This window comes from Methylobacterium sp. CM6244 (genome assembly GCF_054817885.1).
Genome location: NZ_CM139247.1, coordinates 4,964,392 through 4,988,074, shown reverse-complemented (window position 1 = coordinate 4,988,074; position 23,683 = coordinate 4,964,392). Strand labels below are relative to the sequence as shown.

27 protein-coding genes are annotated in these 23,683 nt (G+C 65.0%); 17 read left to right on the top strand and 10 right to left on the bottom strand.

Translation table 11 applies throughout. The features are described 5' to 3' along the window. The first annotated feature begins 96 nt into the window (after positions 1-96). The 8 genes from ACYQML_RS23590 to ACYQML_RS23555 all read left to right on the top strand — a co-directional run bounded on the left by ACYQML_RS23590 (position 97) and on the right by ACYQML_RS23555 (position 6,226). On the top strand, positions 97-1,878 hold the full coding sequence (locus tag ACYQML_RS23590) for a DNA primase family protein (RefSeq protein WP_461234206.1): 1,782 nt from the start codon (positions 97-99) through the stop codon (positions 1,876-1,878). A gap of 259 nt (positions 1,879-2,137) precedes the next feature. Continuing rightward, positions 2,138-2,914, top strand: a complete 777-nt coding sequence (gene nusG / locus ACYQML_RS23585; protein ID WP_461235775.1) for a transcription termination/antitermination protein NusG — start codon at positions 2,138-2,140, stop codon at positions 2,912-2,914. 117 nt (positions 2,915-3,031) lie between these two features. Beyond that, the gene (locus ACYQML_RS23580; RefSeq protein ID WP_461234205.1) at positions 3,032-3,373 is read left to right on the top strand and encodes an HNH endonuclease; all 342 of its coding nucleotides are present in this window, start codon (positions 3,032-3,034) and stop codon (positions 3,371-3,373) included. A 192-nt stretch (positions 3,374-3,565) separates the two neighbouring features. After that, positions 3,566-4,177 (top strand): phage terminase small subunit P27 family, encoded by a 612-nt coding sequence (locus ACYQML_RS23575; RefSeq protein WP_461234204.1) that lies wholly within the window; start codon positions 3,566-3,568, stop codon positions 4,175-4,177. Then, on the top strand, positions 4,177-4,800 hold the full coding sequence (locus tag ACYQML_RS23570) for a terminase large subunit domain-containing protein (protein WP_461234203.1): 624 nt from the start codon (positions 4,177-4,179) through the stop codon (positions 4,798-4,800). The genes ACYQML_RS23575 and ACYQML_RS23570 overlap by 1 nt, the downstream gene beginning before the upstream one ends. Further along, positions 4,797-5,333, top strand: coding sequence for a hypothetical protein (locus ACYQML_RS23565; protein ID WP_461234202.1), 537 nt, complete (start codon positions 4,797-4,799; stop codon positions 5,331-5,333). Before ACYQML_RS23570 ends, ACYQML_RS23565 begins: the two co-directional genes overlap by 4 nt. 9 nt (positions 5,334-5,342) lie before the next feature. Next, positions 5,343-5,852, top strand: a complete 510-nt coding sequence (locus tag ACYQML_RS23560) for a hypothetical protein (protein WP_461234201.1) — start codon at positions 5,343-5,345, stop codon at positions 5,850-5,852. Continuing rightward, on the top strand, positions 5,852-6,226 hold the full coding sequence (locus tag ACYQML_RS23555) for a hypothetical protein (protein WP_461234200.1): 375 nt from the start codon (positions 5,852-5,854) through the stop codon (positions 6,224-6,226). Before ACYQML_RS23560 ends, ACYQML_RS23555 begins: the two co-directional genes overlap by 1 nt. A 328-nt stretch (positions 6,227-6,554) precedes the next feature. On the opposite strand, the gene ACYQML_RS23550 is transcribed toward ACYQML_RS23555, so the two are convergent. From ACYQML_RS23550 to ACYQML_RS23540, 3 genes are all read right to left on the bottom strand, one after another. Continuing rightward, positions 6,555-7,796, bottom strand: coding sequence for a DUF3644 domain-containing protein (locus ACYQML_RS23550; protein WP_461234198.1), 1,242 nt, complete (start codon positions 7,794-7,796; stop codon positions 6,555-6,557). A 251-nt stretch (positions 7,797-8,047) separates the two neighbouring features. After that, positions 8,048-8,263, bottom strand: coding sequence for a hypothetical protein (locus ACYQML_RS23545; RefSeq protein ID WP_461235787.1), 216 nt, complete (start codon positions 8,261-8,263; stop codon positions 8,048-8,050). After that, on the bottom strand, positions 8,169-8,504 hold the full coding sequence (locus ACYQML_RS23540; RefSeq protein WP_461235774.1) for an urease accessory protein UreE C-terminal domain-containing protein: 336 nt from the start codon (positions 8,502-8,504) through the stop codon (positions 8,169-8,171). Before ACYQML_RS23540 ends, ACYQML_RS23545 begins: the two co-directional genes overlap by 95 nt. Here ACYQML_RS23540 and ACYQML_RS23535 point away from each other — a divergent pair. The 4 genes from ACYQML_RS23535 to ACYQML_RS23520 all read left to right on the top strand — a co-directional run bounded on the left by ACYQML_RS23535 (position 8,472) and on the right by ACYQML_RS23520 (position 10,986). Then, complete coding sequence (locus tag ACYQML_RS23535) at positions 8,472-8,918, top strand: hypothetical protein (RefSeq protein ID WP_461235786.1); 447 nt, start codon at positions 8,472-8,474, stop codon at positions 8,916-8,918. The genes ACYQML_RS23540 and ACYQML_RS23535 overlap by 33 nt on opposite strands. Positions 8,919-8,985: 67 nt before the next feature. Next, complete coding sequence (locus ACYQML_RS23530; protein WP_018042474.1) at positions 8,986-9,255, top strand: hypothetical protein; 270 nt, start codon at positions 8,986-8,988, stop codon at positions 9,253-9,255. 212 nt (positions 9,256-9,467) lie between these two features. Continuing rightward, a complete protein-coding gene (locus ACYQML_RS23525; RefSeq protein ID WP_056428741.1) occupies positions 9,468-10,193 on the top strand; it encodes a TerB family tellurite resistance protein in 726 nt (241 codons plus the stop codon). Positions 10,194-10,215: 22 nt separating this feature from the next. Continuing rightward, positions 10,216-10,986 carry an N-acetylmuramoyl-L-alanine amidase gene (locus tag ACYQML_RS23520; protein WP_461234197.1) on the top strand — a complete coding sequence of 257 codons (771 nt, stop codon included), beginning with the start codon at positions 10,216-10,218 and terminating at the stop codon, positions 10,984-10,986. A 125-nt stretch (positions 10,987-11,111) separates the two neighbouring features. Here the strand turns inward: ACYQML_RS23520 and ACYQML_RS23515 are convergent, their stop codons facing one another. Then, entirely contained in the window at positions 11,112-12,137 is a 1,026-nt protein-coding gene (locus ACYQML_RS23515) for a TerC family protein (RefSeq protein ID WP_461234196.1), read from the bottom strand. Positions 12,138-12,411: 274 nt separating this feature from the next. On the opposite strand from ACYQML_RS23515, the gene ACYQML_RS23510 reads away from it, so the two are divergent. From ACYQML_RS23510 to ACYQML_RS23500, 3 genes are all read left to right on the top strand, one after another. After that, positions 12,412-13,242, top strand: coding sequence for a DNA-binding protein (locus ACYQML_RS23510; RefSeq protein WP_461234195.1), 831 nt, complete (start codon positions 12,412-12,414; stop codon positions 13,240-13,242). A gap of 62 nt (positions 13,243-13,304) precedes the next feature. Then, a complete protein-coding gene (locus ACYQML_RS23505) occupies positions 13,305-14,732 on the top strand; it encodes a M48 family metalloprotease (RefSeq protein WP_311276191.1) in 1,428 nt (475 codons plus the stop codon). A gap of 188 nt (positions 14,733-14,920) precedes the next feature. Then, positions 14,921-15,301 (top strand): response regulator, encoded by a 381-nt coding sequence (locus tag ACYQML_RS23500; RefSeq protein ID WP_461234194.1) that lies wholly within the window; start codon positions 14,921-14,923, stop codon positions 15,299-15,301. A 4-nt stretch (positions 15,302-15,305) separates the two neighbouring features. On the opposite strand, the gene ACYQML_RS23495 is transcribed toward ACYQML_RS23500, so the two are convergent. The 3 genes from ACYQML_RS23495 to ACYQML_RS23485 form a co-directional block, all read right to left on the bottom strand. Then, on the bottom strand, positions 15,306-17,069 hold the full coding sequence (locus tag ACYQML_RS23495) for an ABC transporter ATP-binding protein (RefSeq protein WP_056428957.1): 1,764 nt from the start codon (positions 17,067-17,069) through the stop codon (positions 15,306-15,308). A 199-nt stretch (positions 17,070-17,268) separates the two neighbouring features. Further along, on the bottom strand, positions 17,269-18,600 hold the full coding sequence (locus tag ACYQML_RS23490) for an MFS transporter (protein WP_461234193.1): 1,332 nt from the start codon (positions 18,598-18,600) through the stop codon (positions 17,269-17,271). Continuing rightward, positions 18,597-19,388: a PRC-barrel domain-containing protein gene (locus tag ACYQML_RS23485; protein ID WP_461234191.1), complete on the bottom strand. Its 792-nt coding sequence runs from the start codon at positions 19,386-19,388 to the stop codon at positions 18,597-18,599. Before ACYQML_RS23485 ends, ACYQML_RS23490 begins: the two co-directional genes overlap by 4 nt. Positions 19,389-19,773: 385 nt before the next feature. On the opposite strand from ACYQML_RS23485, the gene ACYQML_RS23480 reads away from it, so the two are divergent. After that, on the top strand, positions 19,774-20,151 hold the full coding sequence (locus ACYQML_RS23480; protein ID WP_056428763.1) for a hypothetical protein: 378 nt from the start codon (positions 19,774-19,776) through the stop codon (positions 20,149-20,151). A gap of 89 nt (positions 20,152-20,240) precedes the next feature. Here ACYQML_RS23480 and ACYQML_RS23475 read toward each other — a convergent pair whose 3' ends face one another. Beyond that, entirely contained in the window at positions 20,241-20,363 is a 123-nt protein-coding gene (locus ACYQML_RS23475; protein WP_311276195.1) for a hypothetical protein, read from the bottom strand. A gap of 566 nt (positions 20,364-20,929) precedes the next feature. Between ACYQML_RS23475 and ACYQML_RS23470 the strand changes: the two genes are divergently transcribed. Beyond that, complete coding sequence (locus tag ACYQML_RS23470; RefSeq protein ID WP_056428766.1) at positions 20,930-21,262, top strand: SWIB/MDM2 domain-containing protein; 333 nt, start codon at positions 20,930-20,932, stop codon at positions 21,260-21,262. An 86-nt stretch (positions 21,263-21,348) separates the two neighbouring features. On the opposite strand, the gene ACYQML_RS23465 is transcribed toward ACYQML_RS23470, so the two are convergent. Both ACYQML_RS23465 and ACYQML_RS23460 read right to left on the bottom strand, forming a co-directional pair. Then, positions 21,349-22,146, bottom strand: a complete 798-nt coding sequence (locus ACYQML_RS23465; protein ID WP_461234190.1) for an SDR family NAD(P)-dependent oxidoreductase — start codon at positions 22,144-22,146, stop codon at positions 21,349-21,351. A gap of 68 nt (positions 22,147-22,214) precedes the next feature. Next, complete coding sequence (locus tag ACYQML_RS23460; protein ID WP_461234189.1) at positions 22,215-23,633, bottom strand: MFS transporter; 1,419 nt, start codon at positions 23,631-23,633, stop codon at positions 22,215-22,217. Positions 23,634-23,683: the final 50 nt, after the last annotated feature.

Genomic DNA, 23,683 nt, shown 5'->3' with positions numbered 1-23,683 from the left:
CGGCCGGTATTCGGTTCTCATGATCTGGGCCGGTGAGGGCGATCCCGCCTCCGTTGCCCGGCCCTCTGACCTCCCAAGCACATCATTGGACTTCGCATGACCGACGATCCGCGTCACGACATTGCACGGCTGGTCGATGAGGCGCAGCCGATCGGGGCTGAGCCGGTGGGCGGCGAGGGCGAAGAGTTCGACCCGTCTGATAGCTGGGGTGGTGGCGACCCTCCGGAACCACCCTTCGGGGACGGTGAGGATGCTGGCGACGATCCAGGCAAGCCGAATGCCGACGATCTGGCCTGGTGCGCCACCCTCGACCATTCCGACACCGACAACGGCAAGCGGCTGATCCGCCACTTCGGCGCCGACCTATCGGTGGTGGCGCAGGACGAGGTGTCCGGCGGATCGTGGCTTGCCTGGACGGGCACGCATTGGGATCTGGCCGGCGGCCTCGCGCGGGCCAACGTGGTGGTCCAACGCCTCGGCGGCCGGATCATCCTCGAGAGCGAGTTCATCCATCCCACACCGCGCGAGAAAGCGGCGCTCGATGAGGCGCGCGCCCTGGAAGGGAAGGCCAAGGCCGAACTCACCGACGACGAAAAGGTGGCGATCGGCAAGGGGGCGGCGGCGGCCGATGCGCTGGACAAGCGCAGAGGCAAGCGGCGCGCCTTCGGGGTATCCTCAAAGAACAAGGCCCGGATGGAGGCGGCCCTGTTCTGTGCCGGGCCCCGCCTGCGCCGCAACCCGGACGCCTACAACGCCGACCGCTACCGCGTGGCCTGCCTGACGCACACGCTGAGCTTCCGGGCCGAGCAGGATCTGGAATGCCCGGACCCGGACGTGAAGCGCCTGATCGGCATGTGCGACGCCATCGAGGGGCATCGTCGCGACGACTGGATCACCGCCGTGGTCCCGCAACCCTATCGGGAGGACGCCGAAGCGCCCTTGTGGCGGGGCTTTCTGGAGCGGATGCTGCCGGATGCCGACAAGCGGCGCACGGTCCAGATCTTCACGGCTCTGGGCCTGCTCAGCGTGCCCGTCCAGCACCTCATGTTCCACTACGGCCTCGGGGCGAACGGCAAGTCCGTGTTCCTCGAAACCGTGGCCCGTGTGCTGGGGCCGAGCCTCGCGGTCGGTCTGCCGCGCGAATCCATCGTGGGGGGCTCGGAGCGCGCTTCGGGCGGGGCCTCACCCGACATTGCCAGGCTCTACGGTCGACGGTTCGTCCGCGTGCTCGAAGTGGCGGGCAACGTGCCGCTGCAAGAGGACATGATCAAGAAGCTCACGGGCGGCGAGCCGATCCCGGTCCGGTCTCTCTACAAGGGGTATTTCGAGTTCCAGAACTTCGCCACGCCGCACATGAGCGGCAACGATTACCCGACCATTACTGGCACCGATAACGGCATCTGGCGGCGAATGCTTCTGGTGCATTGGGACCAGACCATCCCCGAGGCCGAGCGAGGAGAGTTCGAGGCGGTGGTCTCCCGCTTCGTGCGGGACGAGGGGGCCGGCATCCTCAACTGGCTCATTGAGGGCGTGAAGGATTTCATGACCAATGGGCTCGTGATCGCGCCCTCTGTGACGGCCGACACCAAGGAATACCGGGAGGATATGGACCCGGTGGGCGAGTTCCTGGCCGCCTGCGTGCGGCCCTCGGTGGAGGGTCGGGAAACGGCGCACGCGCTCTATGAGGCGTACCATTCGTGGTCGTTGGCGAACGCGAAGCGAACGCTGTCTCAGAACCGGTTCGGGAAGCGGCTCAAGCAACTCTACGAGCATGGCCCGGTGCAGGGGCGCGTCTTCTATCGCGGGGTCGAACTGCACGACGTTCCCGACCGTCCGGATGCCCCGCAACCCCAAGATCGGATGGATTTCCATCGGTGAGGCTCGCGCGCGCCCTTTTGGGGTGATGATGGTGACCTTCGGGTGATGCTCGTATTCGCATGGTCACCCGCGATTTATCAAGCTGAAACAACGGGTTAAGTGCGACGGGTGACCAAGGTGACCTTTTCGCGCGTAGCTATAGACAAACGGGGTTTCGGGGTCAGCTTCTTTTATTAAACATAGACACTACGTGGAAAAATCATCACCTTGGTCACCCAAGGTATATATCTTGTTGGAAGTGTTGGAGAATTGTTGGGTGATGATTGATTTCGCGATACCCTCCAATCCTCACCTTGGTCACCTGAAGGAGTTAGCCGCTATGCAAGGCGATGTTGCTGGTGCTTCTGCTCTGCGTTCCTTGAGCCCGAAGGATTTCTCACCCGAGCAACTGTCCCGTTGGGTCGGGGCGAGCGAGCTAAAGGCGCAGGCTGAGGCGACCGTCGAGCCTGAGGCTGTGCGCCCTGGTGATGGCGACACGGCTCAGTGGTTCGTAGCTGTGTCCGACCCTCGGCGTGAGACGTCGGTGGCCCGTACCCTGCGGCGCCGGGCCTATCGCACCTATGTGCCGACCATGCGGGTGAGCCGCACGCTGCATCGGCGTCGCGTCACGGAGGAGAGCCCGGCCTTCCCTCGCTACGTGTTCGTGGGTCTGGATGCGGGCCAGACGTTCTACGGCATGCGCGACACGCCTGGGCTGGGTGGGTTGGTGAAGAACCACGGTGCGCCGGTGCTGGTCACCCATGAGATGATCCAGGGCCTGCGGGTCTTGGAGGGTAACGGAACCTGGGACTTCTCTGACGAGGCCGAGAAGGCGCGGGCCGAGGCCGAGGCTGCTAAGGCGCGGGCGGAGGAGTGGGCTCACCGAGAAGCGATCTATGTCGCCGGCCGAAGCGTGGAGTTCACCGAAGGGCCGTTCCGTGGCTTCACCGGCACCGTGGTCGAGTTGCTGCCGGGCGACCGGATCTCCGTGTTGATTACTCTGTTCGGACGGCCGAGCGTCGCGCCAATGCCGCTTGCTTCGGTGAAGGCGCAATGATAGCTCTGATCTTGCGCACGAACTGACTGTTGTAAATTTGCAACCGTCGCTTCGTGCGGTAGCTATGGTGGACGGCCCCGATGCGCGAGCATGCGGGGCTTTTTCGTATCCAGAGGTATGCCCACGCGCCCACGGACTTTCCGTCCTGCCTCCGGGCCTGGATCGGATGCGGATCGCAAGGCTCGCACGCAGGCCTATGATCGACGTCGCCGGGCCGAGACTGAGACCCGCGCCCTCTACGGCACGGCTCGATGGCAGGCGACCCGGCGCGAGCAGCTTCGCATCGAACCGCTGTGCCGCATGTGCCTCGCCCTCGACGTCGTGACTGCTGCCATCGTGTGTGACCACGTCGAGCCGCATCGAGGCGATGTGGTGCGGTTCTGGAGCGGCCCGTTCCAGTCCCTCTGCGTGCCCTGCCACGATGGTGCCAAGCAGGCCGAGGAGCGCGCAGGCCGGTAGGCCTGTCCCTCGGTGTTGCCCCCATGCAACGGTTCGGGTGTGACATTCCTGCCGACACGGCAGGGGGTGGGGGGTGTCGAAAGTCTACAGGGCGACGGCCCTAGACCGGCCCCTCAAGCTCTTCTTTTTCTCCGCGAATTTGCCGGAAACTTTTTTATGAGAGGAGCCAAGCAGCGGTTTGGCTGATCGCCCATGACCCGAGGACGCAAGCCGGACAGCCCGGCTCTACAGGCCGCGAAGGGAAGCCCCGGAAAGCGCGCCCGCGCGGCCCGGACCATGGCTCGAACTGATCGGCTCGCGGCGAACGATCCGCTTCGCCCGCCGGCCTTCCTCACGGATGGCAAGGGCGACGACGCCTTCAAGCTCGCGGTCAAGATCTGGCGCGAGCAAGCTCCGAACCTCCTCCGCCGCAACCTGCTCGACCGGATGGACCGATACGCCTTCGCGCGGTGGTGCGTCTATCAGGCCGAGTGGATCGAGGCGACGCAGACGATCAAGGCCGAGGGCATCACGCGCATGGTCAAGAACGTCAACGGCGATGAGATGCCCCGTCGCCACCCGGCGGCGAACCACCGCGACCGGCTCGAACTGGCGATGGGCAAGCTCGAAGCGGCCTACGGCCTCACCCCGGCCGACCGCTACAAGGTCATGCGCGACCAGGCCGCCAACCCGCTCGGCGGCCTGTTCGACGACGACCAGGATCAGGGCCGCCGACCGGCCTCGCAATCGGGTCCGGCCGAGGTCGATCCGATCGGCTTCATGGCCGACCACGCCACTCCGGCGCCGGGCACTCGGCCGAACTGATGGTCGCTTCAGCCGCCGTCGCGGCGGCGCCCGTCCACCCCGTCGCGCCGCATCGGCCCGAATGGGTGGTCACCGCCGAGGGCCAGACGGCGCTCGCCTTCGTCGCCCTGCATTGGGCGCGCGCGGCGGCGACGCCGGGCGCCTGGTACGATCAGGCCCTGGCCGACAAGGTCGTGACGCTGTGGCCCAACCTGTTCCGGCACACGGAAGGGCGCTGGGCCGGCAAGCCATTCCGCCTCGCCTTCTGGCAGGAATGCGTGGTCCGGCTGCTCGTCGGCTGGAAGACGGCGGATGGGTTCCGGCTGTTCCGCCGGCTGTTCCTCTGGATCGGCCGCAAGAACGGCAAGACCGAGTTTCTGGCGGCGCTCGCGCTGCTGTTCTGGATCTGCGACCGGGAAATGGGCGGGCAGGCCTATGCCATGGCCCGCAATGAGAATCAGGCCAAGCTCGTGTTCGAGAAGGCCAAGACGATGGTGCGCCTGTCGCCGGCCTTCTCCTCGCGTGTCCAGGCGTTCAAGAAATCGCTCTACCTGCCGGACCTTTGGGCCAAGTTCGAGGTCCTGTCCGGGAAGGCCGAGGGTAAGCACGGGCTCTCCGCGTCTGTCATCGTGAGACCATCATGACCCGCAAGCTTCTGCTCGCGGCGCTGGCGTTCGCCTGCCTCGCCGTTTCGATCTTCGTCCCCGTGGCTGCCTTCGCGCAGGTCACCACCACGCCGAGCGTCACCCCGGCGGTGGTCATCCCCTATGGTGAGTATGTGGTGGCGGTGGCGCAGCTGCTCAGCGACATCCTGGTCCCGCTGTTTGTCGCCGTCGTCATGGGGCTTCTCGCCAAGTTCTACCCGATGGCCCGGATGCTGATCTCGGAAGCCCTGGTCGAGCGCACCCTACGGAAGTGGTTTGACTTCGGCGTCAATGCGACGGCCGGCGCAGTGAAGGACAACACCGTCACGGTCCCCGTCGGCGCGGAGATCGTCGCCAACTCCCTTCAGCGCGCGGTGAACCGGGCGGACGTGAACGCCGTCAGCAAGTGGACCATGGATCAGGCCGGCGGGCCGGAGGAGGTCGCCAACAAGCTGTTCCGGATGTTGAAGCTCGATAGGGGCGCCACGGCCTCCGAGATCGTCGCCCCGGCGCTCGCTTCCCTGCCGAAGTAGGGCCGGCGCATGCCCCAGCGCCGCCCGCTCCTCCCCAGCCATCCCGCCGGCCCCTACAGCACCTACAGGCTGTTCGAGTGGTGCATGGCCATGATGATGGTCCTCATCGCCTTCACGCTCGCGATGCCGGGCGACACGATGGAACGCGCCGCTCTGCACCCCATCGCCGAGATGGGCTTCAGCGAGGCCAACATGGCAACCCTGTTCGGCTCCGTCGGGGCGATCAGGATCATGGCTCTGTTCCTCAACGGCTTCATCAACAACGTCACGGTGGGTCCGAAAGGGGCCTACTTCCGCGCCTTCGGGGCCGGCGTGGGCTGCCTCATCATGGGCCAGTTCACGATGGCCCTGGTCTGGGACGCCCTTACCGTCGCGCACGCGCCGAGCTTCGTCATCCCGGTCTTCGGCACCCTCGCGGGTTTCGAGGCCCTATCCGTTTACGTGGCCGTCCTCGACGGTGTCTCTCGGAAGAGCCGCCTCGGCGCGGCGATGGACAAACTTGAGAGGATGGCCGGCTGATGGGGTGGCTGGAATTTCTGGGCAACACCATCGCCCGCCAAGAGGTGATGCAGATCTTCGTCGGCGGGTGCACGATGCTCCTGATCGCGTGGATGGTGACGCGGGCCAGAGGCGACAAGGAACACCTTCCGCCGCCGGCCCCCGCAACGCTGGCCGACGTGCCGCCGCCGTTCCTGCAAGGGCCGCGCGAGGTCATCGATGTGATGAAGGAGCTTCGCGACCTCGCCCGTCGGCAGACCGAGGACACCGGCCGCATCGCCGAGTGCGTGCGGATCATCCGCGAGGAGTCGAAGCAGCACACTCATCTGCTCGCCGCGATTGAGCGAGAGCAGGCCATCGAGAACCGAACGCATGGGCGTGACGCGCACGCTTAGGCCGATTGAATAGGATGGAATCGGTTCTCAGGCCCGGCCGCCGTCATGGCGCGTCGGGCTTGTTTGTTTCTGGCCCGCAAAACCGATCCGTCAGCGTTCGCGCGATCGCTTTCGCCAGTTCCACAGCTACGGCCCTCGTAACGCGCTTAGCCGTCTGCCTCCGGATCGGCTCGTCCTCGAAATAGATGTAGCTCAGCCCCGTCCCGATGGCGTCTCTCACCACCACGGCTTCGCTCTCCACCCGCACCCGAAGCGGCAATCTGACTGGTGTTTCCATCAGCCCATCTTCCAACGCCTCTCTGTCAGATCAATGGCTTGGCTGTGCCTCTTAATCAGCGGCGGGCGCCGGGACCGGCATCAAAACCTCTGCCTCCCGCGCTGGGCGTCCGTAAGTGGCAGCACAATGTTCGCGCACCTTTTCGATCCATTTATCGTACCACCACCAATCTTTAGGACGTAGAGATACGCCAAATCCCTTTTTCGGATCTTGAGCATCCAACTCCTTCCAAAGCTGTATGTGCTCGTAAGCCCCGAACTCAGCGTACCCTTCGCCCTGCATCATTTCGATAATCTGCTTTGGCTTATATTTTTGACGTTCGGTCTCTTTCATAAGTACACGCAGGATTGCATCACTTTCGGGAGTGCCGGCGCGAATGAATTGAATCGCTTCGTCAGCTCCCCCTTTTCGATTTGCGGCCACCTCAATAAAGGCGACTTTATAAGCGTAACGGGGATCTCTCATCATCTCGGCCGCAAGCTTGCTTTCGTAGTCAATTTGCATAGCCTGAATATGGGCTGGCAAGCCTTTTTGCTTCAAAAGCAGGTTGCGCTGATCCCGTGTTATTGTGGAGAACTGCAAAGAAAAAGAAAGGTCCTTTTCCAATCCAAAGCTTGGACCGGCTATTTCCTTAATCGCATTGTTGAAGTTTAGCGCGCAGGCCTGGAGTATTGTACCGAAGCTATCGTCAATCCGATTTGTCAGCTGATGCTCAATCTCATGTCGGATTGTTATTAAAAAAAGAAGGTTCGCCTTGACTTCCTCGCTTAGTGGGCAGCCGCCATGTTTGAGGCATGTTTCTAATTCCCAGTGCTTTGTAGCTCCGTATTTAGTTTTGAGAGGGGAGCCGTCCTTTGAGTAAAAATAAGGGATGGCATTCTTTTTGTAAAAATAATGAAGTAGGTATGTCCAAGCTATCACCGCCGTCACTATGAACATTTCTGTTTTGAAGTGCGCTTTTGGGTTGTTATATCCCTGCACAGCTTGAATGATCGCCTCACGAGCCTTGATTACAAGTTCGTCTCCAATAATATGTCCGCCGGTGTCCCAATCGATCTGCGGCCAACGCTCTAGGAAATCGTTTAGTTCTTCTATCGAAGAAGCATTGACTGCCGCATGCTTGGACCCGTCTCTGATTTCTCCGACTCTTGCATGATTGATTGTTCTAGTTGGCCTAGAGAAATAGGCTTGAATATCCTGATCGGAATACCGTCCGGTTTGCGTCATTTTCTTTACTAGGGCGATTTCCCAGCGCTCCAGCTTGTTCGCTAGGTTCCTGACCCGTTTGGCCATCTTCAACCTTGTTCGCTATAATTTTGGCGTTCCCCAAATCATAGCGGGATAGTTCTAAGGCGGGGCTAACGCTGAGGCGCTAGTTGCAAGCCTCGTAGCGGGTCGGAACGCATTTCAATTAAATCAATAACTTAGGCTTGAAGGGTTCCTAAGCCGGGGAGCTGCACCAAGGGCTGACGCCCTCGGAAGCGTCTACAGCAAAAGTTACAGCATGGGACCGGGAAGCGCGCATTTCCCCTACGCAGCGGAACTCAATCCGTCCCATCCATCATCGGCGCGACCGAGAAACGGATATCGTCAGGTTTCATCATGTCCGCATCAAAGAGACTGGCTCCGGCTTTGCGGGAGTGACGTCTGCCTCGGCTGTTCCAGTCAATGATCGTGCTTGCAATCCGGCCCATGCACGTGAGTGTGGCCATCATTCCCATGCTCATGAGCGTGCGCGTGCCCGTGATCTGCATGGTCATGACCATGATCGTGCGCATGCGAATGGTCGTGCGCATGCGAATGATCGTGATGGTGATCGTGCCCGCACTGGCTATGGTCGTGGGCCTCACGCTCGGGCTTGAAAGCCCGTGAGACCGGGTTCGCGGCGCAGCCCTGGCCACGGACGAGTTCCGCATTCGCCGGAGTCGCGGGAATATAGAGCACGTCGGCGCCGATCTCCGCCGGGACGTGACTGCCGCCGAGCTGCCAGGAAAGCCGCATCAAGCGCGCCGGATTCTCGGCGCGCACTTCGAGCAACGGTTCGGCCGCGGCGCGAACCGTCACCAAGCGTCCATCTTCGAGACGAAAGGCATCGCCGTCCTCGACGGGCGCCGGCTTCGACAAGGCCAGGGTGAAGCTCAGGCCTCCCGCGCCGCTGAGGATCGCGGCCGCCCCCTGGCGACCATCGTGATCGAGCGTGACGCTATCGGCAACGGAATCGGGGCGGATAGCGGCTTTGCGGACGATGGCGGTGGCTCGCAGCATGGCTTCCTCGAACGGTTTAAACTCATCTGGGCATCCGGCGAGGGCGACCCAAGGTGTCTGGCGTGCATCACTAACGGGTTTTTCGCCGGAACGGAAAGCTTGGCCGGAACCGTTCCCCCATCACGTGCATTCCACGAAAGGAATGGCTAAGCTACGTTGCGCAAGGTCACCACGGCGATAAGCCGGGCCAGAAAACGCACAAGGGAGTCTCGGGACCATGAAGAAGCTCATTGCCGCTACCCTCGCCGGGGCTCTCGCCCTCTCCCTCGGCGCCTGCAATACGCCGCAGGATCGTGCACTCGGCGGCGCCGGCCTCGGCGCTTTGGCCGGTGCTGCCATCGGCGGTGCTGCCACCGGTCGGGCCGGCGGCGCTCTTGCCGGTGCGGCCATCGGTGGCGCCAGTGGCGCGATCATCGGCGCCGGCACAGCCCCGCGCTGCCCCTACGGCACGTATCGCGACGCCTACGGCGACGTGTACTGCCGCTGAGATCTTTCCATACGGGAAGAACATCGGGGTCGAGGCGCATGCCTCGGCCCTTTTTCATGACGTGGAGACAAGACGGGCCGGGGGCATTTGCCGTATGCGGGTCTGCGCCGGCGAATGACCGGCCGACGATCCTCTGCGATGCCGATGCTGTCTCACGCTTTTCTCGTTTCGCCCCTCGGATTTGCTCTCCACGCCCATCAAGGCGGTTCCGCATGACCGTCGGGATCTGGGGCAAGCTCGGCGGCGCCGGAATCGGACTGGCCATCGGTGGACCGATCGGCGGTCTGGTCGGCGGGGTCGCCGGTCACTTCCTGGTGGATCGGGAAGGTGCGATCTTCGGCGCGACGCCGAGGGATGTCGTCTTCACCACCGGCCTCGTGGCGCTGGCCGCCAAGATGGCGAAATCGGACGGCGTGGTGACGCCTTCCGAAGTCGAGGCCTTCGCCAAGGTCATCCAGGTCAGCGAGCGGGAGCGGCCCGGCGTCCAACGGCTGTTCGACCTCGCCAAGGGCACCTCGGCCGGGTTCGAGGCCTATGCGCGACAGATGGCGACGGCGTTTCGCGACGAACCGGCTTTGCTGGAGGATGTCCTCGACGGCCTGTTCCACATCGCGAAGGCCGATGGTGCGATCCATGAAGCAGAGGAGCGCTACCTGCGTGCCGTGGCCGAGACCTTCGGCTTCGACGATGTCGCCTTCCGACGGATCGCCGCGCGGCATGTACGGCTCGCCGACGATCCGTATCTAGTCCTCGATCTAGACCATGAGGCGAGCGACGCCGAGGTGAAGGCCCGGCATCGCGCCCTGGTGATGGAGAACCATCCCGATCGCGCCATCGCTCGAGGCGTCCCCCCCGAAGCCGTGACGATCGCGACCGAAAGGCTCGCAGCGATCAACGCCGCCTATGACCGGATCGCCGCCGAACGGCGTTTGCGTTGAGGCGGAACGGAGGAACTGCCGCATGAAGCCCAAACCGGAAAGCCCGGTGGCGACCAGTGTGATGCCGTCGCCCAACCATGGGGAGCGCCGCGACGGGCCGCCGACCATGCTGATCCTGCACTATACCGGAATGGAGAGTGCGGCTGCCGCATTGCAGCGCCTCGCTAACCCGATCTCCGAGGTCTCGGCGCATTACGTGGTGCTGGAAGATGGCCGGGTGATCCAGATGGTGCCGGAATCACGCCGCGCCTGGCACGCTGGGGCCGGTACATGGGGCCGCGCCACGACGGGAATCGAGCGAGACATCAACTCGCGCTCCATCGGCATCGAGATCGTCAATGGCGGGCATGTGGGCGGATTACCCCCCTATCCGCCCGAGCAGATCGACGCGGTGATCGCATTGTCCCAGGATCTCGTTACCCGTTGGAACATCGCACCGTGGCACGTCCTCGGCCATTCGGACGTGGCGCCGGAACGCAAGGAAGATCCAGGCGAGCATTTTCCCTGGCACCGACTGGCCGCGGCCGGAATCGGACATCACGTGCCGGCGTCACCCATCCGCGACGGGCGCTTCTTCGCGGAGGGCGATACCGGACAGCCGATCGAAGCGCTCCAGGCCATGTTCGCACTCTACGGCTACGACATACCCGTGACCGGAGTTTTCGATCGTCGAACCAAGGCGGTCGTCACGGCATTTCAGCGCAGATTTCGTCAGGCGCGCGTGGATGGAGTCGCCGATGCCTCGACGATCACGACCTTGCGCGACTTGCTGGCCGCATTACCGTCGCGGTGATTGCTCGACGCCGCATCCGTCGCTGCACCTGAGCGGTCCGGCCCCATAGTTTGAAGACCGGTTAACCTCGCAGTCATCGGTGACGTCACCGGCACAGGTGCCGGTGACGAACTTCAAGACGGCTCTCAGGCGCGTTGCGACACGGCGTCCCTGTTCTCGTCCTTCGCTACATCCTTGGCTGCGTCCCGCGTGCGCCACAGGCTGTAAGCGACGCCGCCCGCCAGCAGCACCAGCGTCACGACAAGCGACACCCATGGCGGTACATGAACGAGGTCGAACGTGTCGGCCACCACGATTTTCGTCCCGATGAAGATGAGGATGAACGCCAGCGCGGTCTTCAGATAGGCGAAGCGATCGACCATGGCCGCCAGAGCGAAGTAGAGCGCGCGTAGGCCGAGAATCGCGAAGATGTTGGAGGTGTAGACGACGAACGTATCGGTGGTGATCGCGAAAATCGCCGGGACACTATCGACGGCAAAGATCACGTCCGCGCCGTTCACGAGGATCAGGCCGAGCGCAAGGGGGGTGAACCAGAGGACGGACTTGCCGCTCTGCGGATCCGGCTTCCGAACGACGAAGCGTTGGCCGTGCATCTCCGGTGTGATGCGCATCACCTTGCGCAGCATCCGAACCATGGCGTTGTCCTGAATGTCGCCGGCCTCTTCCTCCTTGCCGAACAGCATCTTCAGCCCGGCGAAAATCAGGAAGGCAGCAAAGAACGACAGGACCCAGGCGGCTTGGTGCACGAGCGCGGCGCCGAGCCCGATCATCAGCCCGCGCAGGACCACCGCGGCGAGAATGCCCCAGACGAGAACGCGGTGCTGCGCCGCGCGGGGAATACCCAGGGAGGTGAGAATGACCGCAATGACAAAGACGTTGTCCATGGACAGCGACTTCTCGACCACGAGGCCGGCCACGTATTCCTGAGCGGGCTGTGCCCCGAAATACCACCAGATCCAACCGCCGAAGGCGAGGCCGAGGCTGAAATAGAACGCGGTGAGAAGGAGGCTCTCCTTCACCCCGATCTCGTGGTCCTTGTCCCGATGTAGCAGACCGAGGTCGAAGGCGAGCAGCCCGGCGACCAGGGCGTGGAACCCGAGCCACATCCAGACAGGCTTGCCGAGCCATTCGATGAAGAGAAAGTCGACCATGTGGGACCGTCGATGCTTTGCGAGACGCAGGAAAGCATCGGCTCCGACATCACGGAAGGCGTCAACGCGCATCCGCCAGAGGGGCCCGCAGCCGATTTCCGTAAGCTGGGAACCGCCGGGACGGTAATCAAGAGACGGCATGGCGGCGCCGTCGCGTTCACGCCGAGCGCGGGTTCCGAGAGCTCTACCGGTGTGGCCAACTGGCCGCAGAACGGGGCAAACCGCTCGTCGCCATCGATCGCTTCCTTGTTTTGCTGCACCGCGACGCCCCACAATGGCGGGCGGTTCGGAGCCGGGCGGTGTGAGGGTTCAGAACGTGAGGATCGGACGCATCCTTGGATGGGCGAACTTCGCGCTGGTCCTGGCCGGTTCGGCGCAGGCCGAGGCGACGCGCTTCGTCGTCCCTGAATGCCGGGCCGGTTCGACGCGACAGGATGCGCTCACGGGAGTCGGCGAGCGCGGCGAGTTGATCCTGGCATCGGGCAGTCGCGCGATTCTGGGCGGCATTCGTTGGTCGGTGCAAGAGGATGGCGCGGCCCGTGCCTGGCTTCTCCGGCATCGGGACCGTCCGCTGGAGCTCGTGCCGCGCGGCGAGGCCGACCGATGGGGACGCGCGCAGGTCGATGCGGCCGTTCTCGACGAGGCGGTGGACCTTGCCGGTGGGCTGATCGCGGAGGGACTTGCCTATGTGGATGCCGGCGAACGCGACACGCTGTGCAGACCGGCGCTGCTGAGCCTCGAAACCGAGGCTCGCGGAGCGGCGAGGGGGCTTTGGCGCACGGGCGTGCGTGAGGGCCGGGAGGGTGGCGCGTTGCGCGAAGCGACCGGTCGTTTCATCGTGGCGCAAGGGAGGGTCGTGAATGTCGGCGAGCGGTCGGCCCGGACCTACGTGGATTTCGCCAAGCGGGGTGAAGACGGCTTGACGGTCACCGTGTCGAAGCGCACTTGGCGCCAGTTGCGTGAACGTGGTCTGAGTGCGGCGACGCTACGCGGGCGCCTCGTCCGCGTTCGCGGTGTCGTCGAGGCCTGGCGCGGACCCACCCTCGACATCGCAAGCGCAGACATGATCGAAGTTTTGGATGAGGAGCGGGCGCTTCGGCGCTGAACGGAATGAGCGGGGGGCACACTCGACATCGCGGATTCTGGGCTGGCCGAAGCGGCCTGCTCATGTCGACGCTCATCCTGCCGCTGTTGGTGGGCTGCGGCGCCGATCAGACCGGCGCCCTGTTGCAGCCGGCGGCGATCAAGGTCCCGGTGGAGGCTCCCCGCACCACAGGCCGGGAGCGGACCGCGTCGGATGCCGACCATGCCAAGCTCGTGGCTTCCTTCGGGGGGGAATACCGTTCGCCGGCAGCTCTGCGCCTGCTGACGGAGGTGACCGACCGTCTGGTGAAGGCCACCGACCGTCCGGAGGAGACCTACGCGGTCACGCTTCTCGACTCGCCGGTCATCAATGCCTTCGCCCTGCCCAATGGCCGGCTCTACGTGACCAGGGGGTTGCTGGCGCTGGCTAGCGATACGTCCGAGATCGCCGCCGTGCTGGCGCATGAGATCGCCCACGTCACCCTGCGCCATGCCACGGCGCGCACCGAACTGGCCCTGCGCTCGCAGCTGGTGAGCCGGGTCGTCGCCGACGTGCTCAACGATCCGGCCACCGGCGCCCAATTGCAGAACCAGTCGAAATTCGCCCTGGCCCGGTTCTCCCGCGATCAGGAGCTCGAGGCGGACGGGATCGGTGTCCGGACCCTGGCGCGGGCCGGCTACGATCCGTTCGGTGCGGGCCGGTTCCTCAACTCGCTCAATCGCACCACCAACATGAAGACCGGGACGGGCATGGCCGGCGAGCCCGACATGCTCGCTACCCATCCCGGTACCAGCGAGCGGATCAACCTCGTCACCCGTGCCGCCCGCCTGATCGGCGCGCCCGGCCTCGGCGTCGATGAGCGTGCCCGCTACCTCGCGGCCATCGACGGCATCGCCTATGGCGACAATCCGGGCGACGGGATCGTCAAGGGCCGCCGCTTCCTCCATCCGAGCCTCGGCATCGCCTTCGAGGTACCGGAGGGATTCACGATTGAGAACACGCGGAACGCCGTGCTCGGCGCCACCGGTGAGGGAAGCCGCCGCCTTCTGTTCGATCAGGTCGAAAGCCATGTCGGCCAGAGCCTGGAGGAGGTGCTGCGCGCAACCTGGAGCGACAGCATCGAGGCGAGTTCGGTGGAGAACCGGATGATCGCCGGCAACTCGGCGGTCACGGCGATGTCCCGCGGCAAGGACTGGACCTTCCGCCTCGCCGCTGTCCGGGTCGGGGAGACCACCTTCCGCATGATCATGGCCGCCAAGGGCAGCACGGATCCCGATGGCGCGTTCCGTCGCTGGACCGAGAGCCTGTCCGGCGTCGGCCCCGACGAAGTGAAGTCCCTGCGCCCGCTGCGCATCCAGGTCGTCGTCGCCGGGCCGGCCGATACGGCCGACGAGATGGCGCGCAGGATGGTGGTGCCCGATCGTCCGCTGGACCGCTTCCTCGTCCTCAACGAGCTGGAGCGGGGTGCCGTCATCCGGGCGGGCCAAAGCTACAAGCTCGTCGTCGAGTAGCGAAACACGGTTGCGGTCTGGCACTTCGATGCCGGACCACGCTGTGGTGATTCCCGATTCCACCCAGGTCGTTCATGCTGGTCGTCAGGCCCGCCGCGACGCTCGGGGAGCGCCAACGGTTCGACCGGTGGCGGCGAACGTGGCCGTCATGGGCGTCCTAACCGAGTCTCATCCGAACGGAGTCGTCGATGCACCATCCAGCGTCCGCTGTCCGTATTCTCATCGTGGAGGACGAGGTGACGCTTCTCGAAGTCATCACCGCCCATCTCGAGGAGGTCGGATATGACGTGATCCCGGCGGTCACCGCAGAAATCGCGCTCGATATTCTGCAGCGTGGCGACCCGGTGGACATCCTGTTCACGGACATCCGTCTGCCGGGTGCGATGGATGGATGGCAGCTCGCCGAAGCCGCGCGGGACATCCGTCCCGCCCTTCCGGTGATCTACGCCACCGGCTTCTCTCACACCCCGCCCCGGATGGTAGGCGGCGCGGTCTTCTTCCAGAAGCCCTATCGCGCGGCGGCGGTCATCCGCGCGATCAAACGGTTCGGCGTGTCCCCACCCACCTGATCGGTCAGGCGGCGGCGAGCGCCATCGACATCGATTCCTTCTTCATCAACTCGCGATAGAACCCGTCGAGATGGGTGAGCTTGTCCGGCGAGCCGTCCTGGATGACGCGCCCGCCTTCGAGCACTACGATCCGGTCGAAATCCTTCAGCGTCGAGAGACGGTGCGCGATTGCGATGACGGTCCGCCCCTTCATCAAATTGGCAAGGGCGTGCCGGATCGCCTCCTCGGAATCGGCGTCCAGCGCCGAGGTCGCCTCGTCGAGCAGCAGGATCGGGGAATCCTTCAGGATGGCGCGGGCGATGGCGATGCGCTGGCGCTGACCGCCGGACAGCTTCACACCCCGGTCGCCCACGATCGTGTCGAAGCCCTCTGGCAACGCCTCGATGAAATCGGTGCAATGCGCCGCCGCGGCGGCCTTCCAGACATCCTCGTCCGACGCGTCCGGCCGGCCGTAGCGGATGTTCTCGCGCAGCGTCCGGTGGAACATCGACACGTCCTGGGGCACCACCGTGATGGCTTCGCGCAGGGAATCCTGCGTTACCCGGTTGATGTCCTGACCATTGAGCAGGATCTTCCCGCTCTGGACCTCGTAGAAGCGCTGGAGCAGCGAGAAGAGGGTCGATTTACCGCCACCCGACTTGCCCACGAGACCGATGCGCTGCCCGGCCTCGATCTTCACGTTGAAATCCGTGAAGACCGCGCGACCGTCGGGATACGAGAAGGCGACGTGATCGAACTCGATCTCGGCGCCGGTGCCTGAAAGCGGCATCGCTTCGGGATGGTCGATCAGGTCGTGCGGCTGAAGCAGGGTATGCAGGGCCTCCGACAGCCGGGCCGTATGCTGGGTCGCATCCACCAAGGCGACGGCGAGGTCGCGCGTGGCGGCGAGGATACGGATGCCGAGGGTGCAGACGAGGACCACCTGTCCGTTCGTGGCCTGGCCCGCTTCCCACATGGTGATGGCCCAGTAGAGCAGGCCGAGCACCGCGAAGACCGTGAGGATCGCGTGAACGATCCGAAGCTTTTCGAGGTAGAGCAGCGAGGAGCGGCGCGACCGCATCTCGACGCCGATGGTGCCGTCGAAGCGCTTGTATTCCCGCTTGAACGCCGAGAAGGCGCGGACCAGCGGCATGTTGCCGACGAGATCCACCATCTCGCCATCCACGCTCGCGGCTTTGGCCGCGAAGTCGTGGTGGAGCGGCTTTCCCGCAGCCGCCATCTTGAACATCAGGATGACGACGGCGGCGAAGATGCCGGCCAGGACGCCCGCCATGGTGAGGTTGACGGTGCCGATATAGACGATCGACAGGAAGGCCGCGACGCAAGGCGGCATCACGTTGAACACGAACATGTTCTCGACCGTGAAGATCGCGTTCGAGGTTGCGGTGATGCGCGAGGCGAGAGTTCCGGGCTGCCGGTCGGCGAAGAAGGACGGCGAATGCCCGGTCATGTGGCGGAACAGGTCGCGGCGGATATCACCCGTGACACCGACGAAAGTGAAGGATCCGACGAGGCTCGCCACGCGCCAGAGCATGTTGTCGGCAGCGATGAAGGCGATGAGGACGGCCAGTGCGCCCCAGATCAGGCCTGCATCCGGCCCCTTACTTAGGGCATCGACGACGCCCTTCAGCGCGTAATCCGTGCTCACGGAGAAAGCGACGGCTCCGAGGACAGCGCAGAGGATGACCAGATGGGGAAGGGCCCGCCGCTTCAGGTAACGGGAGACGAAGGCGAAGGGCCTGTCGGCATAGACGCAGAGGTCTTCCATATGGGTGACCATCCCGGTGCTCATTCTTAACTGTCGGATTCTGACGTGACCCTGCAAGCAGGCAGCACGGAACCGTGAACCTATAGGTCGCAACGCAAATCTCGTCCAAGCGTTGCAGGCTGCCGTCAAGCTTGCGCTCTTATACCGAGGAAACCTGAACGGGTCTTGAGCGGCAAGCGAATTCGATGCCGTACCCCCATCAGGTCGCCTCCACCTGACGGGTCTCCGGCATGATCAGGGCGAGGAGGGCGAAGCCCGCCAGACCCACGATGGCGAGGCCGAGGAAGGCGCTGTGGCTGCCGAGGTGGTCGGCCATGATTCCGGCCAGCGACGTCGACAGGGCAGCGCCGATGCCCATGGCGGTTCCGACCGCACCGAGGGCGAGATTGAACCGGCCGGTGCCGCGCGTGACGTCGGACACGACGAGGGGAACCATGACCCCGAACACCGCCGCGGAGACGCCGTCGAAGACCTGGATCGCCACGAGGAGTTCGGGGCTGTCGGTATAGGCGAAGAGCAGGCCGCGGATCGGGAGGGCGGCAAAGCCAATGAGAAGGAGCGGGCGGCGGCCCCATTTCTCGGCGGCCCGCCCGACCGCCGGGCCGGAAATCGCCAGGACGACCTGGGGCACCACGATGCAGGCTGCGATGAGCGCCGTGGCGGTTTCGCTGGCCCGCAGGGTCAACATGCTGCCGACGAGAGGCAGCATTGCGGCGTTGGCCAGGAAGAAAAGGGTCATGCAGGCTGCAAAGCACAGAAGGGGGCGATTGGTGACGATGGCCTTCAGCGCGCTTTCCTTCGGCCCCGACTCCACCGCCTCGGCCTGGTGGGCCTGTAGCGGCGCCGCGCCCGGACGGATGAACGAGAGCGCGATCAGGGTCGGGATCATTAGGAAAGCGGTGAGGTAGAACACCGCGTCGTTCGACAGGTAATAGCCGCAAGCTCCCATCAACGCCGCCGCGACCGCGTTGCCGAGCGCCGAGAAGCTCGCGTTGCGCCCCAGCCGCTCACCGGCACGCTTATGACCCACCAACCCGATGCTGATGGCCGCGATGGCCGGCGTCAGGATGCAGCTCGCGGCGGAATGGGCCGCCATAGCGAGCAGAACGATGAGGAAGCTCGGCCACATGGCGAGGGCGAAGGCGCTGAGCGAGATCGCCACGACCGAGAGCCCCGCCGCGAAGCGTCGCGAACGAACGGCATCGACGAAAGCACCGCCCGGCACCTGACCGAGCAGGCTGACGAGGCTGCCCACCGTGAGGGCGAAACCGATGTCGGATTGCGTCCATTGCGCCTGCGTGAAGTACACGGCGAGGAACGGACCGAACCCGGTCTGGAGGTTCGCGACGAAGAACGCGAAGGCGTCGAGCCCGCGGCTGCTTCTCACCGAAACGGCCTGCATGTCGGTCGAAGCCTCTCCGGGCATCTCGGCATAGGCGTCACGCCGGGGAACCCCTCGCGGTCGAAATTCCGACCGGGGCACTTCGCGGGGTTTGATGACGCGTCGATTCTGCGAGCGGGATGCCGTCATTTGTCCGGCGATTTCTCAGCCGGCTTGTCTGGCATGGGCGTGGCCGCAGGGGTCGACGGCGGCGTGACGGGAGCCTGGACCGGAGCCGCCGGAGTCGGTGCGGCGGGGGGCTGAACCGCAGGGAGCTGCGCTGCCGGGACTGGCGCTGCCGGGCCTTGCGCTGCCGGAACTTGCGCGGGAGCGACTTGTGCAGGGGCCACCTGAGCGGGCGGAGCGGCTTGGCCGGCCGCCGCGTCGCCGTCGGGCGGAACGCTCGGGCTCGCCGGGCCGAGGACGACGATGGGATCGCCCGGCTTGTATTCCGGCGAGACGCGCACCTGGTTCCGGCTCAGTTGAAGGACGAGGCGGCTCGGCTTACCATCCGGCGAGAATCGCATGGCGCGCCAGTCTACCGCGATCTTGCGCGAGCCTACGCCGAGAAAGCCGCCGAAATCGATGATGGCGGCGCGTGGCCGACCATCCTTGTCGAGGATGATGTCGATGATCCGACCCATATCCTCGCCGGTGGAACTGCGCACGGCTTTTCCGAGCACACCCTCGTAATCCTGGGTATCCAGAACCGTCGCGGGTGTCCCTGTAGCCGGTACGGGCGGGGCAGCCGCCGGCTGTGCCGGTGCGGTGATCTGCGGTGGCGGCACCGGCGGCGAGACAGGGGTTGCGGGTGCCGCGGGCGCGGCCGGAGACACGTCGCTCGCCGCACCGGTAGCCGGAGCGGTTCCCTCTGCTGCGGCTCCTGCGGCCCAAAGGGTGATCGACGCGGCGGCAACCAGCCGGACAGTTCTGAACACGTGCGTTCCCCGAAGAAGCATGTCGCCGGCTCCCGCTCGACCTCGGCCATCCCGAGACGTTCTCGCCTGGCATGGAGTGGGAAGGCGTATGAGAGCGGACCAAGGCGAAGTTGTGGATGACGGCGAACCGATCGGCAGAGGAGCGGCTCGTCCCGATCACGGATTGGCAAGAACCGGACCGTGGCGGTCATGGTGGCGTGCAGCGCGGAAGCTGTCCAGGCGAACCGGCGCCCGCCGACACGGAATTTTTCCCTGTCCGCCGCGTGAGGTATGACGAAAGCCCTGTGATCGTCTGGTTTTCGCCTTTGGTGCATCGTAGAGATGCGCGCAAGCGTGCCGAACCACCCGCGCGAACTGAGGTGGAATACTTTTGAGGAACTCGTCGATGCGTATCCCGTCGAAAGCCTGCGCTCTGGCGCTTCTTGCAGCGTCTTTGGGCGGTTGCCAGGCATTGTCCGGCGGCGGTGGCGTCATGCCTGAGAGCGAAGTCGGTCCTCCGCCCTCCATGCGCGGTGCCGTGCCCGGCGCTCAGCGCGCAAGGGCGGCCGAGGTCGATCCCGATGGGGCGCCGCTCCAGACGGCTCCGACGCGGCGCCTGGACCTGCCGAAATCGGCCGGCGGCCAGACCCGCTCCCAGGCGGAGGCGGAGCGCCGGATTCGCCGTGAGGACATCGAGGGCGAAACGACCAGCCGTTCGAGCTCCGGCGGGCTCGCCCCGCAGATGGGGTCGGGCGGCAGTGTCGGCCTCGGCGGTAAGTTCTAGAACCGCGCGACGCGACTGACGGATTCTAAAAGCGCCGCCGATGGAGCCCCCATCGGCGGCGTTGTCGTGTGTGCTGGCAACGATGCCGGTCAGACGAGATCGGCACCACGCGTGTCGGTATCGACCCGACCTTCGGCGGCAACGAGTCCCGTCAGGCCAGCGAGGAGCGCGCCGGAAGCGACGAGGGCGAGGGCAATGGCTGCGATGAACATACCCTCAGTGTTCCTCGTCGCGCTTAAGGGATCGTTCTCTGTCGCGTCTGGGCGGTGTTCCGAGATCGCGCAGATGCGGCGATTCCGGGGGAGGAACGAAAAAAGATTGCACGCTCCCGCGATGCGGCGTCGTCCGGCGACGTACCGTCCTGCCACCCGGCGCAGACCCGATCCTCTCCTTACCACTGGATCATGCGGCGCTTCTCTCGCGAACCGCACAGCGAAGGCCTCGGAACGACTCGGTTGTCTTCCTAACGCATTGTCGGACGACAGGTTTTTCGGACGATGCCCGTTTGGATGCCGCCGGGCCGCTCTGTCGTCCCAGATGACGATCATAGAGGGAGCGGCCGTCATGCGGATCGGATCGCGTCGGGACGGAAGTCCGTGCTCCCGCCTTCGTGGGCTTGCAATATCCCCGCTATCCCCGTCCCTTCTGTGGATGGGCGGTGGGTCTACGTGATTCCCTCTTGGAACGCTCTCAGCACCGCTTAGTTGTTGCAGCTATGCGCTCCGAGGCCCTTGGCCGTGGGCGTGACGGCGCTCAAAGCCAAAAACCGGAGGAACTCATGGCAACCAAGACCACCACCAAGGCAGCCGACAAGCCGGCCGCTGCCAAGAAGACCGCTGCTCCGAAGGCTGAAGGCGCCGCTAAGCCCAACGCGCTGCAGCAGCCGCTGAAGCCCTCCGAGGAACTCGCGGCCGTCGTCGGCTCTGCAGCGCTTCCGCGCGGCGAGGTCGTCAGCAAGGTTTGGGAATACATCAAGAAGCATAATCTCCAGAATCCCGAGAACAAGCGCGAGATCCTGGCCGACGACAAGCTGAAGAAGGTCTTCGGCAAAGACAAATGCACGATGTTCGAGATGAACAAGCACCTCGCTGCCCATCTCAAGTCGGCCTGATGCCGGTGCGGCCCGGCGCTCGAGTGGCGCCGGGCAGGCTCTCTGTGAGTTTCGGCGCGTCCGCTAGCGACCCGAGAGCATTGCGCTCAGGCGATGTGACGGATCACTCCCCCATCGACGCGTAGGGCCGCACCGCTGGTGGCGCTGGCGGCCGGACTGCAGATGTAGGCGACCATGCTGGCGACCTCCTCGACCGTCGCCAAGCGACGAATGAGCGAGGTCGAGCGGTGCTCGGCGACGAAGTTACGTCCCAGCTTGTCGAGATCGACCTCGCCGGTATCCTTAGCCATTTTCGCCATGAAGTCGGCGACACCTTCCGACAGGGTCGGCCCGGGCAGTACGCTGTTCACGGTCACTCCGCTTCCGGCCACCGTCTCGGCGAGGCCCCGTGACACGGCGAGCTGCGCCGTCTTCGTCATGCCGTAATGGACCATCTCGACCGGGATATTCAGGCCCGACTCGCTGGAAATGAAGACGACCCGCCCCCATCCGGCCTCGACCATACCCGGCGTGTAGGCCCGCGAGAGGCGTATGCCGCTCATCACGTTGGTCTCGAAGAAGCGAAGCCAATCGCCGTCGGGGATCTCGAAGAAGGGCTTCGGTTCGAAGATGCCGGTGTTGTTCACCAGGATATCGACCTCCGGCAAACCCTTCACCACGGCCTCCGCGCCGCTCGCCGTGGCGATATCGCCGGGGGCCGCGATGAACGCCGTCGTGCCGGTCTCCTCCGTCAAGCGCCCGATCGCCGCCCGGACCCGGTCCGGTGTGCGCCCGTTGACGGCGACGGTGGCGCCCATTCCGGCGAGGGCCCTGGCGATGCCGTAGCCGATGCCGCCGGTCGAGCCGGTCACCAGGGCACGTCGCCCCTTCAGATTCATGTCCATGAATGTCCTCCTCCGTTGGCAGCCTCGTCGATCAACGCCTCAGGCGATGGGTGGCTGCGTTCGGGGGATCAGCCCGTCGGCTGGCGCCGCATGATGCTGGAGACGGCACCGGCCGCTGACAGGGCGCAGGCGCACCAGAGCGCTGCCCCGATGGAGACGGCCGTACCGCTGGCATGGGTCAGCCCGAAGATGACGGCGACGAGGGCCGCGCCGAGCGATTGCCCCGTCAGCCGCGCCGTCGATTGCATGCCGCTGGCTCCACCGCTGCGCGAACGCGGAGCGCTCGTGACGATCACCTTGTTGTTCGGCGCCTGAAACAATCCGAAGCCGATCCCGCAGACGGTCAGCCGCCAGGCGATATCCACCAGCGTTGGGGCGGCGGGGAGCAAAGCCAGCGCCGCGATGCCGCCGGCCATGAGTGCCAGGCCGATTCCGCCGAGAACACCCGGCGCGTACCGGTCGGCGAGGCGGCCGGAGATCGGCGCCGTGATCGCGATGGCGATGGGCCAGGGCGTCATCAGGAAACCGGTCTCGGTGGCGGATAGGTGCAACGCGTCCTGGAAATAGAAGGGCAGGGCGACATAGGCCATCATCTGCGCCCCGAACGAGGCGATGGAGGTCACCATCGACAGGGCGAAGGCGGGAATGCGCAGCAGGTCCACCGGCAGTAACGGTGTCGCGAGCCGGGCCTGATACAGGACGAAGACGGTGCCGACCGCGAGCCCGGCGGCGATCTCGACAAGGGCGAGCCAGCGCCCGTTCGCTTCGCCGATTCCATCGAGTCCGATGATGAGTAGGCCGAAGGTGAGGGCGTTGAGGAGCGCGCTCGGGACGTCGAACCGGGCCCCGCTCACCGGCGTCACCGGCAAGGTCCGCGCGGCCACCGCCAGGGCCACGAGGCCGACGGGCAGGTTGACCAAGAACAGCCACGGCCAGGTCGCCACGGAGAGGATCGCGGCGGCGACGGTCGGGCCGGTCGCCGAGGCCATGGCGACGATGAGCGCCACGTTGCCGACCCCCCTTCCGATCATGCGATGCGGATAGATGAAGCGCACCAGGGCGATGTTCACGCTCATGATGCCGGCCGCACCGAGCCCCTGGGCGATCCGGGCGACGATGAGCCCAGGCAAGGAGGTCGACAGCGCACAGGCCAGGGAGGCTACGACGAACACGACGAGGCCGGCGAGATAGACCTTCCGATAGCCCAGGATGTCGCCGAGGGAGGCCAGTGGCAGCAGCGACGCGGTCACGGCGATCTGAAAGGCGTTGACCACGAAGATCGCGGAAGCGGGGCTGACCCCGAGATCCTTCGCCATGGCCGGCAGCGCCACGTTGACGATGGCCCCGTCCAGTACCGCCATGGTCATGGCGAGTCCGATGGCGAGAAGCGCAAGCATGCGCTCGCGCACCGGCAGACCATCCATGGGTTTCGCGCCGGGCCGCGATCCGGCTCCGCCGTTATTGAGGGGGTCTGCCTCGTGCGTCATCGCACAGAGCCGTGAACGATCCCTGCTCGCTTCGGCAAGTGCCCTATGTC

What these genes read in the sequence shown, in the direction of transcription:
- ACYQML_RS23550 (WP_461234198.1), bottom strand. Translation starts at nt 7,796, where the DNA reads ATGGCCAAACGGGTCAGGAACCTAGCGAACAAGCTGGAGCGCTGGGAA.
- ACYQML_RS23495 (WP_056428957.1), bottom strand. Translation starts at nt 17,069, where the DNA reads ATGGAAGACCTCTGCGTCTATGCCGACAGGCCCTTCGCCTTCGTCTCC.
- ACYQML_RS23515 (WP_461234196.1), bottom strand. Translation starts at nt 12,137, where the DNA reads ATGGTCGACTTTCTCTTCATCGAATGGCTCGGCAAGCCTGTCTGGATG.
- ACYQML_RS23580 (WP_461234205.1), top strand. Translation starts at nt 3,032, where the DNA reads ATGCCCACGCGCCCACGGACTTTCCGTCCTGCCTCCGGGCCTGGATCG.
- ACYQML_RS23480 (WP_056428763.1), top strand. Translation starts at nt 19,774, where the DNA reads ATGCGTATCCCGTCGAAAGCCTGCGCTCTGGCGCTTCTTGCAGCGTCT.
- ACYQML_RS23525 (WP_056428741.1), top strand. Translation starts at nt 9,468, where the DNA reads ATGACCGTCGGGATCTGGGGCAAGCTCGGCGGCGCCGGAATCGGACTG.
- ACYQML_RS23460 (WP_461234189.1), bottom strand. Translation starts at nt 23,633, where the DNA reads ATGACGCACGAGGCAGACCCCCTCAATAACGGCGGAGCCGGATCGCGG.
- ACYQML_RS23555 (WP_461234200.1), top strand. Translation starts at nt 5,852, where the DNA reads ATGGGGTGGCTGGAATTTCTGGGCAACACCATCGCCCGCCAAGAGGTG.
- ACYQML_RS23560 (WP_461234201.1), top strand. Translation starts at nt 5,343, where the DNA reads ATGCCCCAGCGCCGCCCGCTCCTCCCCAGCCATCCCGCCGGCCCCTAC.
- ACYQML_RS23500 (WP_461234194.1), top strand. Translation starts at nt 14,921, where the DNA reads ATGCACCATCCAGCGTCCGCTGTCCGTATTCTCATCGTGGAGGACGAG.
- ACYQML_RS23490 (WP_461234193.1), bottom strand. Translation starts at nt 18,600, where the DNA reads ATGACGGCATCCCGCTCGCAGAATCGACGCGTCATCAAACCCCGCGAA.
- ACYQML_RS23470 (WP_056428766.1), top strand. Translation starts at nt 20,930, where the DNA reads ATGGCAACCAAGACCACCACCAAGGCAGCCGACAAGCCGGCCGCTGCC.
- ACYQML_RS23530 (WP_018042474.1), top strand. Translation starts at nt 8,986, where the DNA reads ATGAAGAAGCTCATTGCCGCTACCCTCGCCGGGGCTCTCGCCCTCTCC.
- ACYQML_RS23520 (WP_461234197.1), top strand. Translation starts at nt 10,216, where the DNA reads ATGAAGCCCAAACCGGAAAGCCCGGTGGCGACCAGTGTGATGCCGTCG.
- ACYQML_RS23465 (WP_461234190.1), bottom strand. Translation starts at nt 22,146, where the DNA reads ATGGACATGAATCTGAAGGGGCGACGTGCCCTGGTGACCGGCTCGACC.
- ACYQML_RS23575 (WP_461234204.1), top strand. Translation starts at nt 3,566, where the DNA reads ATGACCCGAGGACGCAAGCCGGACAGCCCGGCTCTACAGGCCGCGAAG.
- ACYQML_RS23565 (WP_461234202.1), top strand. Translation starts at nt 4,797, where the DNA reads ATGACCCGCAAGCTTCTGCTCGCGGCGCTGGCGTTCGCCTGCCTCGCC.
- ACYQML_RS23570 (WP_461234203.1), top strand. Translation starts at nt 4,177, where the DNA reads ATGGTCGCTTCAGCCGCCGTCGCGGCGGCGCCCGTCCACCCCGTCGCG.
- ACYQML_RS23505 (WP_311276191.1), top strand. Translation starts at nt 13,305, where the DNA reads ATGTCGACGCTCATCCTGCCGCTGTTGGTGGGCTGCGGCGCCGATCAG.
- ACYQML_RS23545 (WP_461235787.1), bottom strand. Translation starts at nt 8,263, where the DNA reads ATGACCATGCAGATCACGGGCACGCGCACGCTCATGAGCATGGGAATG.
- nusG (WP_461235775.1), top strand. Translation starts at nt 2,138, where the DNA reads ATGATTGATTTCGCGATACCCTCCAATCCTCACCTTGGTCACCTGAAG.
- ACYQML_RS23510 (WP_461234195.1), top strand. Translation starts at nt 12,412, where the DNA reads ATGGCGGGCGGTTCGGAGCCGGGCGGTGTGAGGGTTCAGAACGTGAGG.
- ACYQML_RS23475 (WP_311276195.1), bottom strand. Translation starts at nt 20,363, where the DNA reads ATGTTCATCGCAGCCATTGCCCTCGCCCTCGTCGCTTCCGGCGCGCTC.
- ACYQML_RS23590 (WP_461234206.1), top strand. Translation starts at nt 97, where the DNA reads ATGACCGACGATCCGCGTCACGACATTGCACGGCTGGTCGATGAGGCG.
- ACYQML_RS23540 (WP_461235774.1), bottom strand. Translation starts at nt 8,504, where the DNA reads ATGCGGCTTTCCTGGCAGCTCGGCGGCAGTCACGTCCCGGCGGAGATC.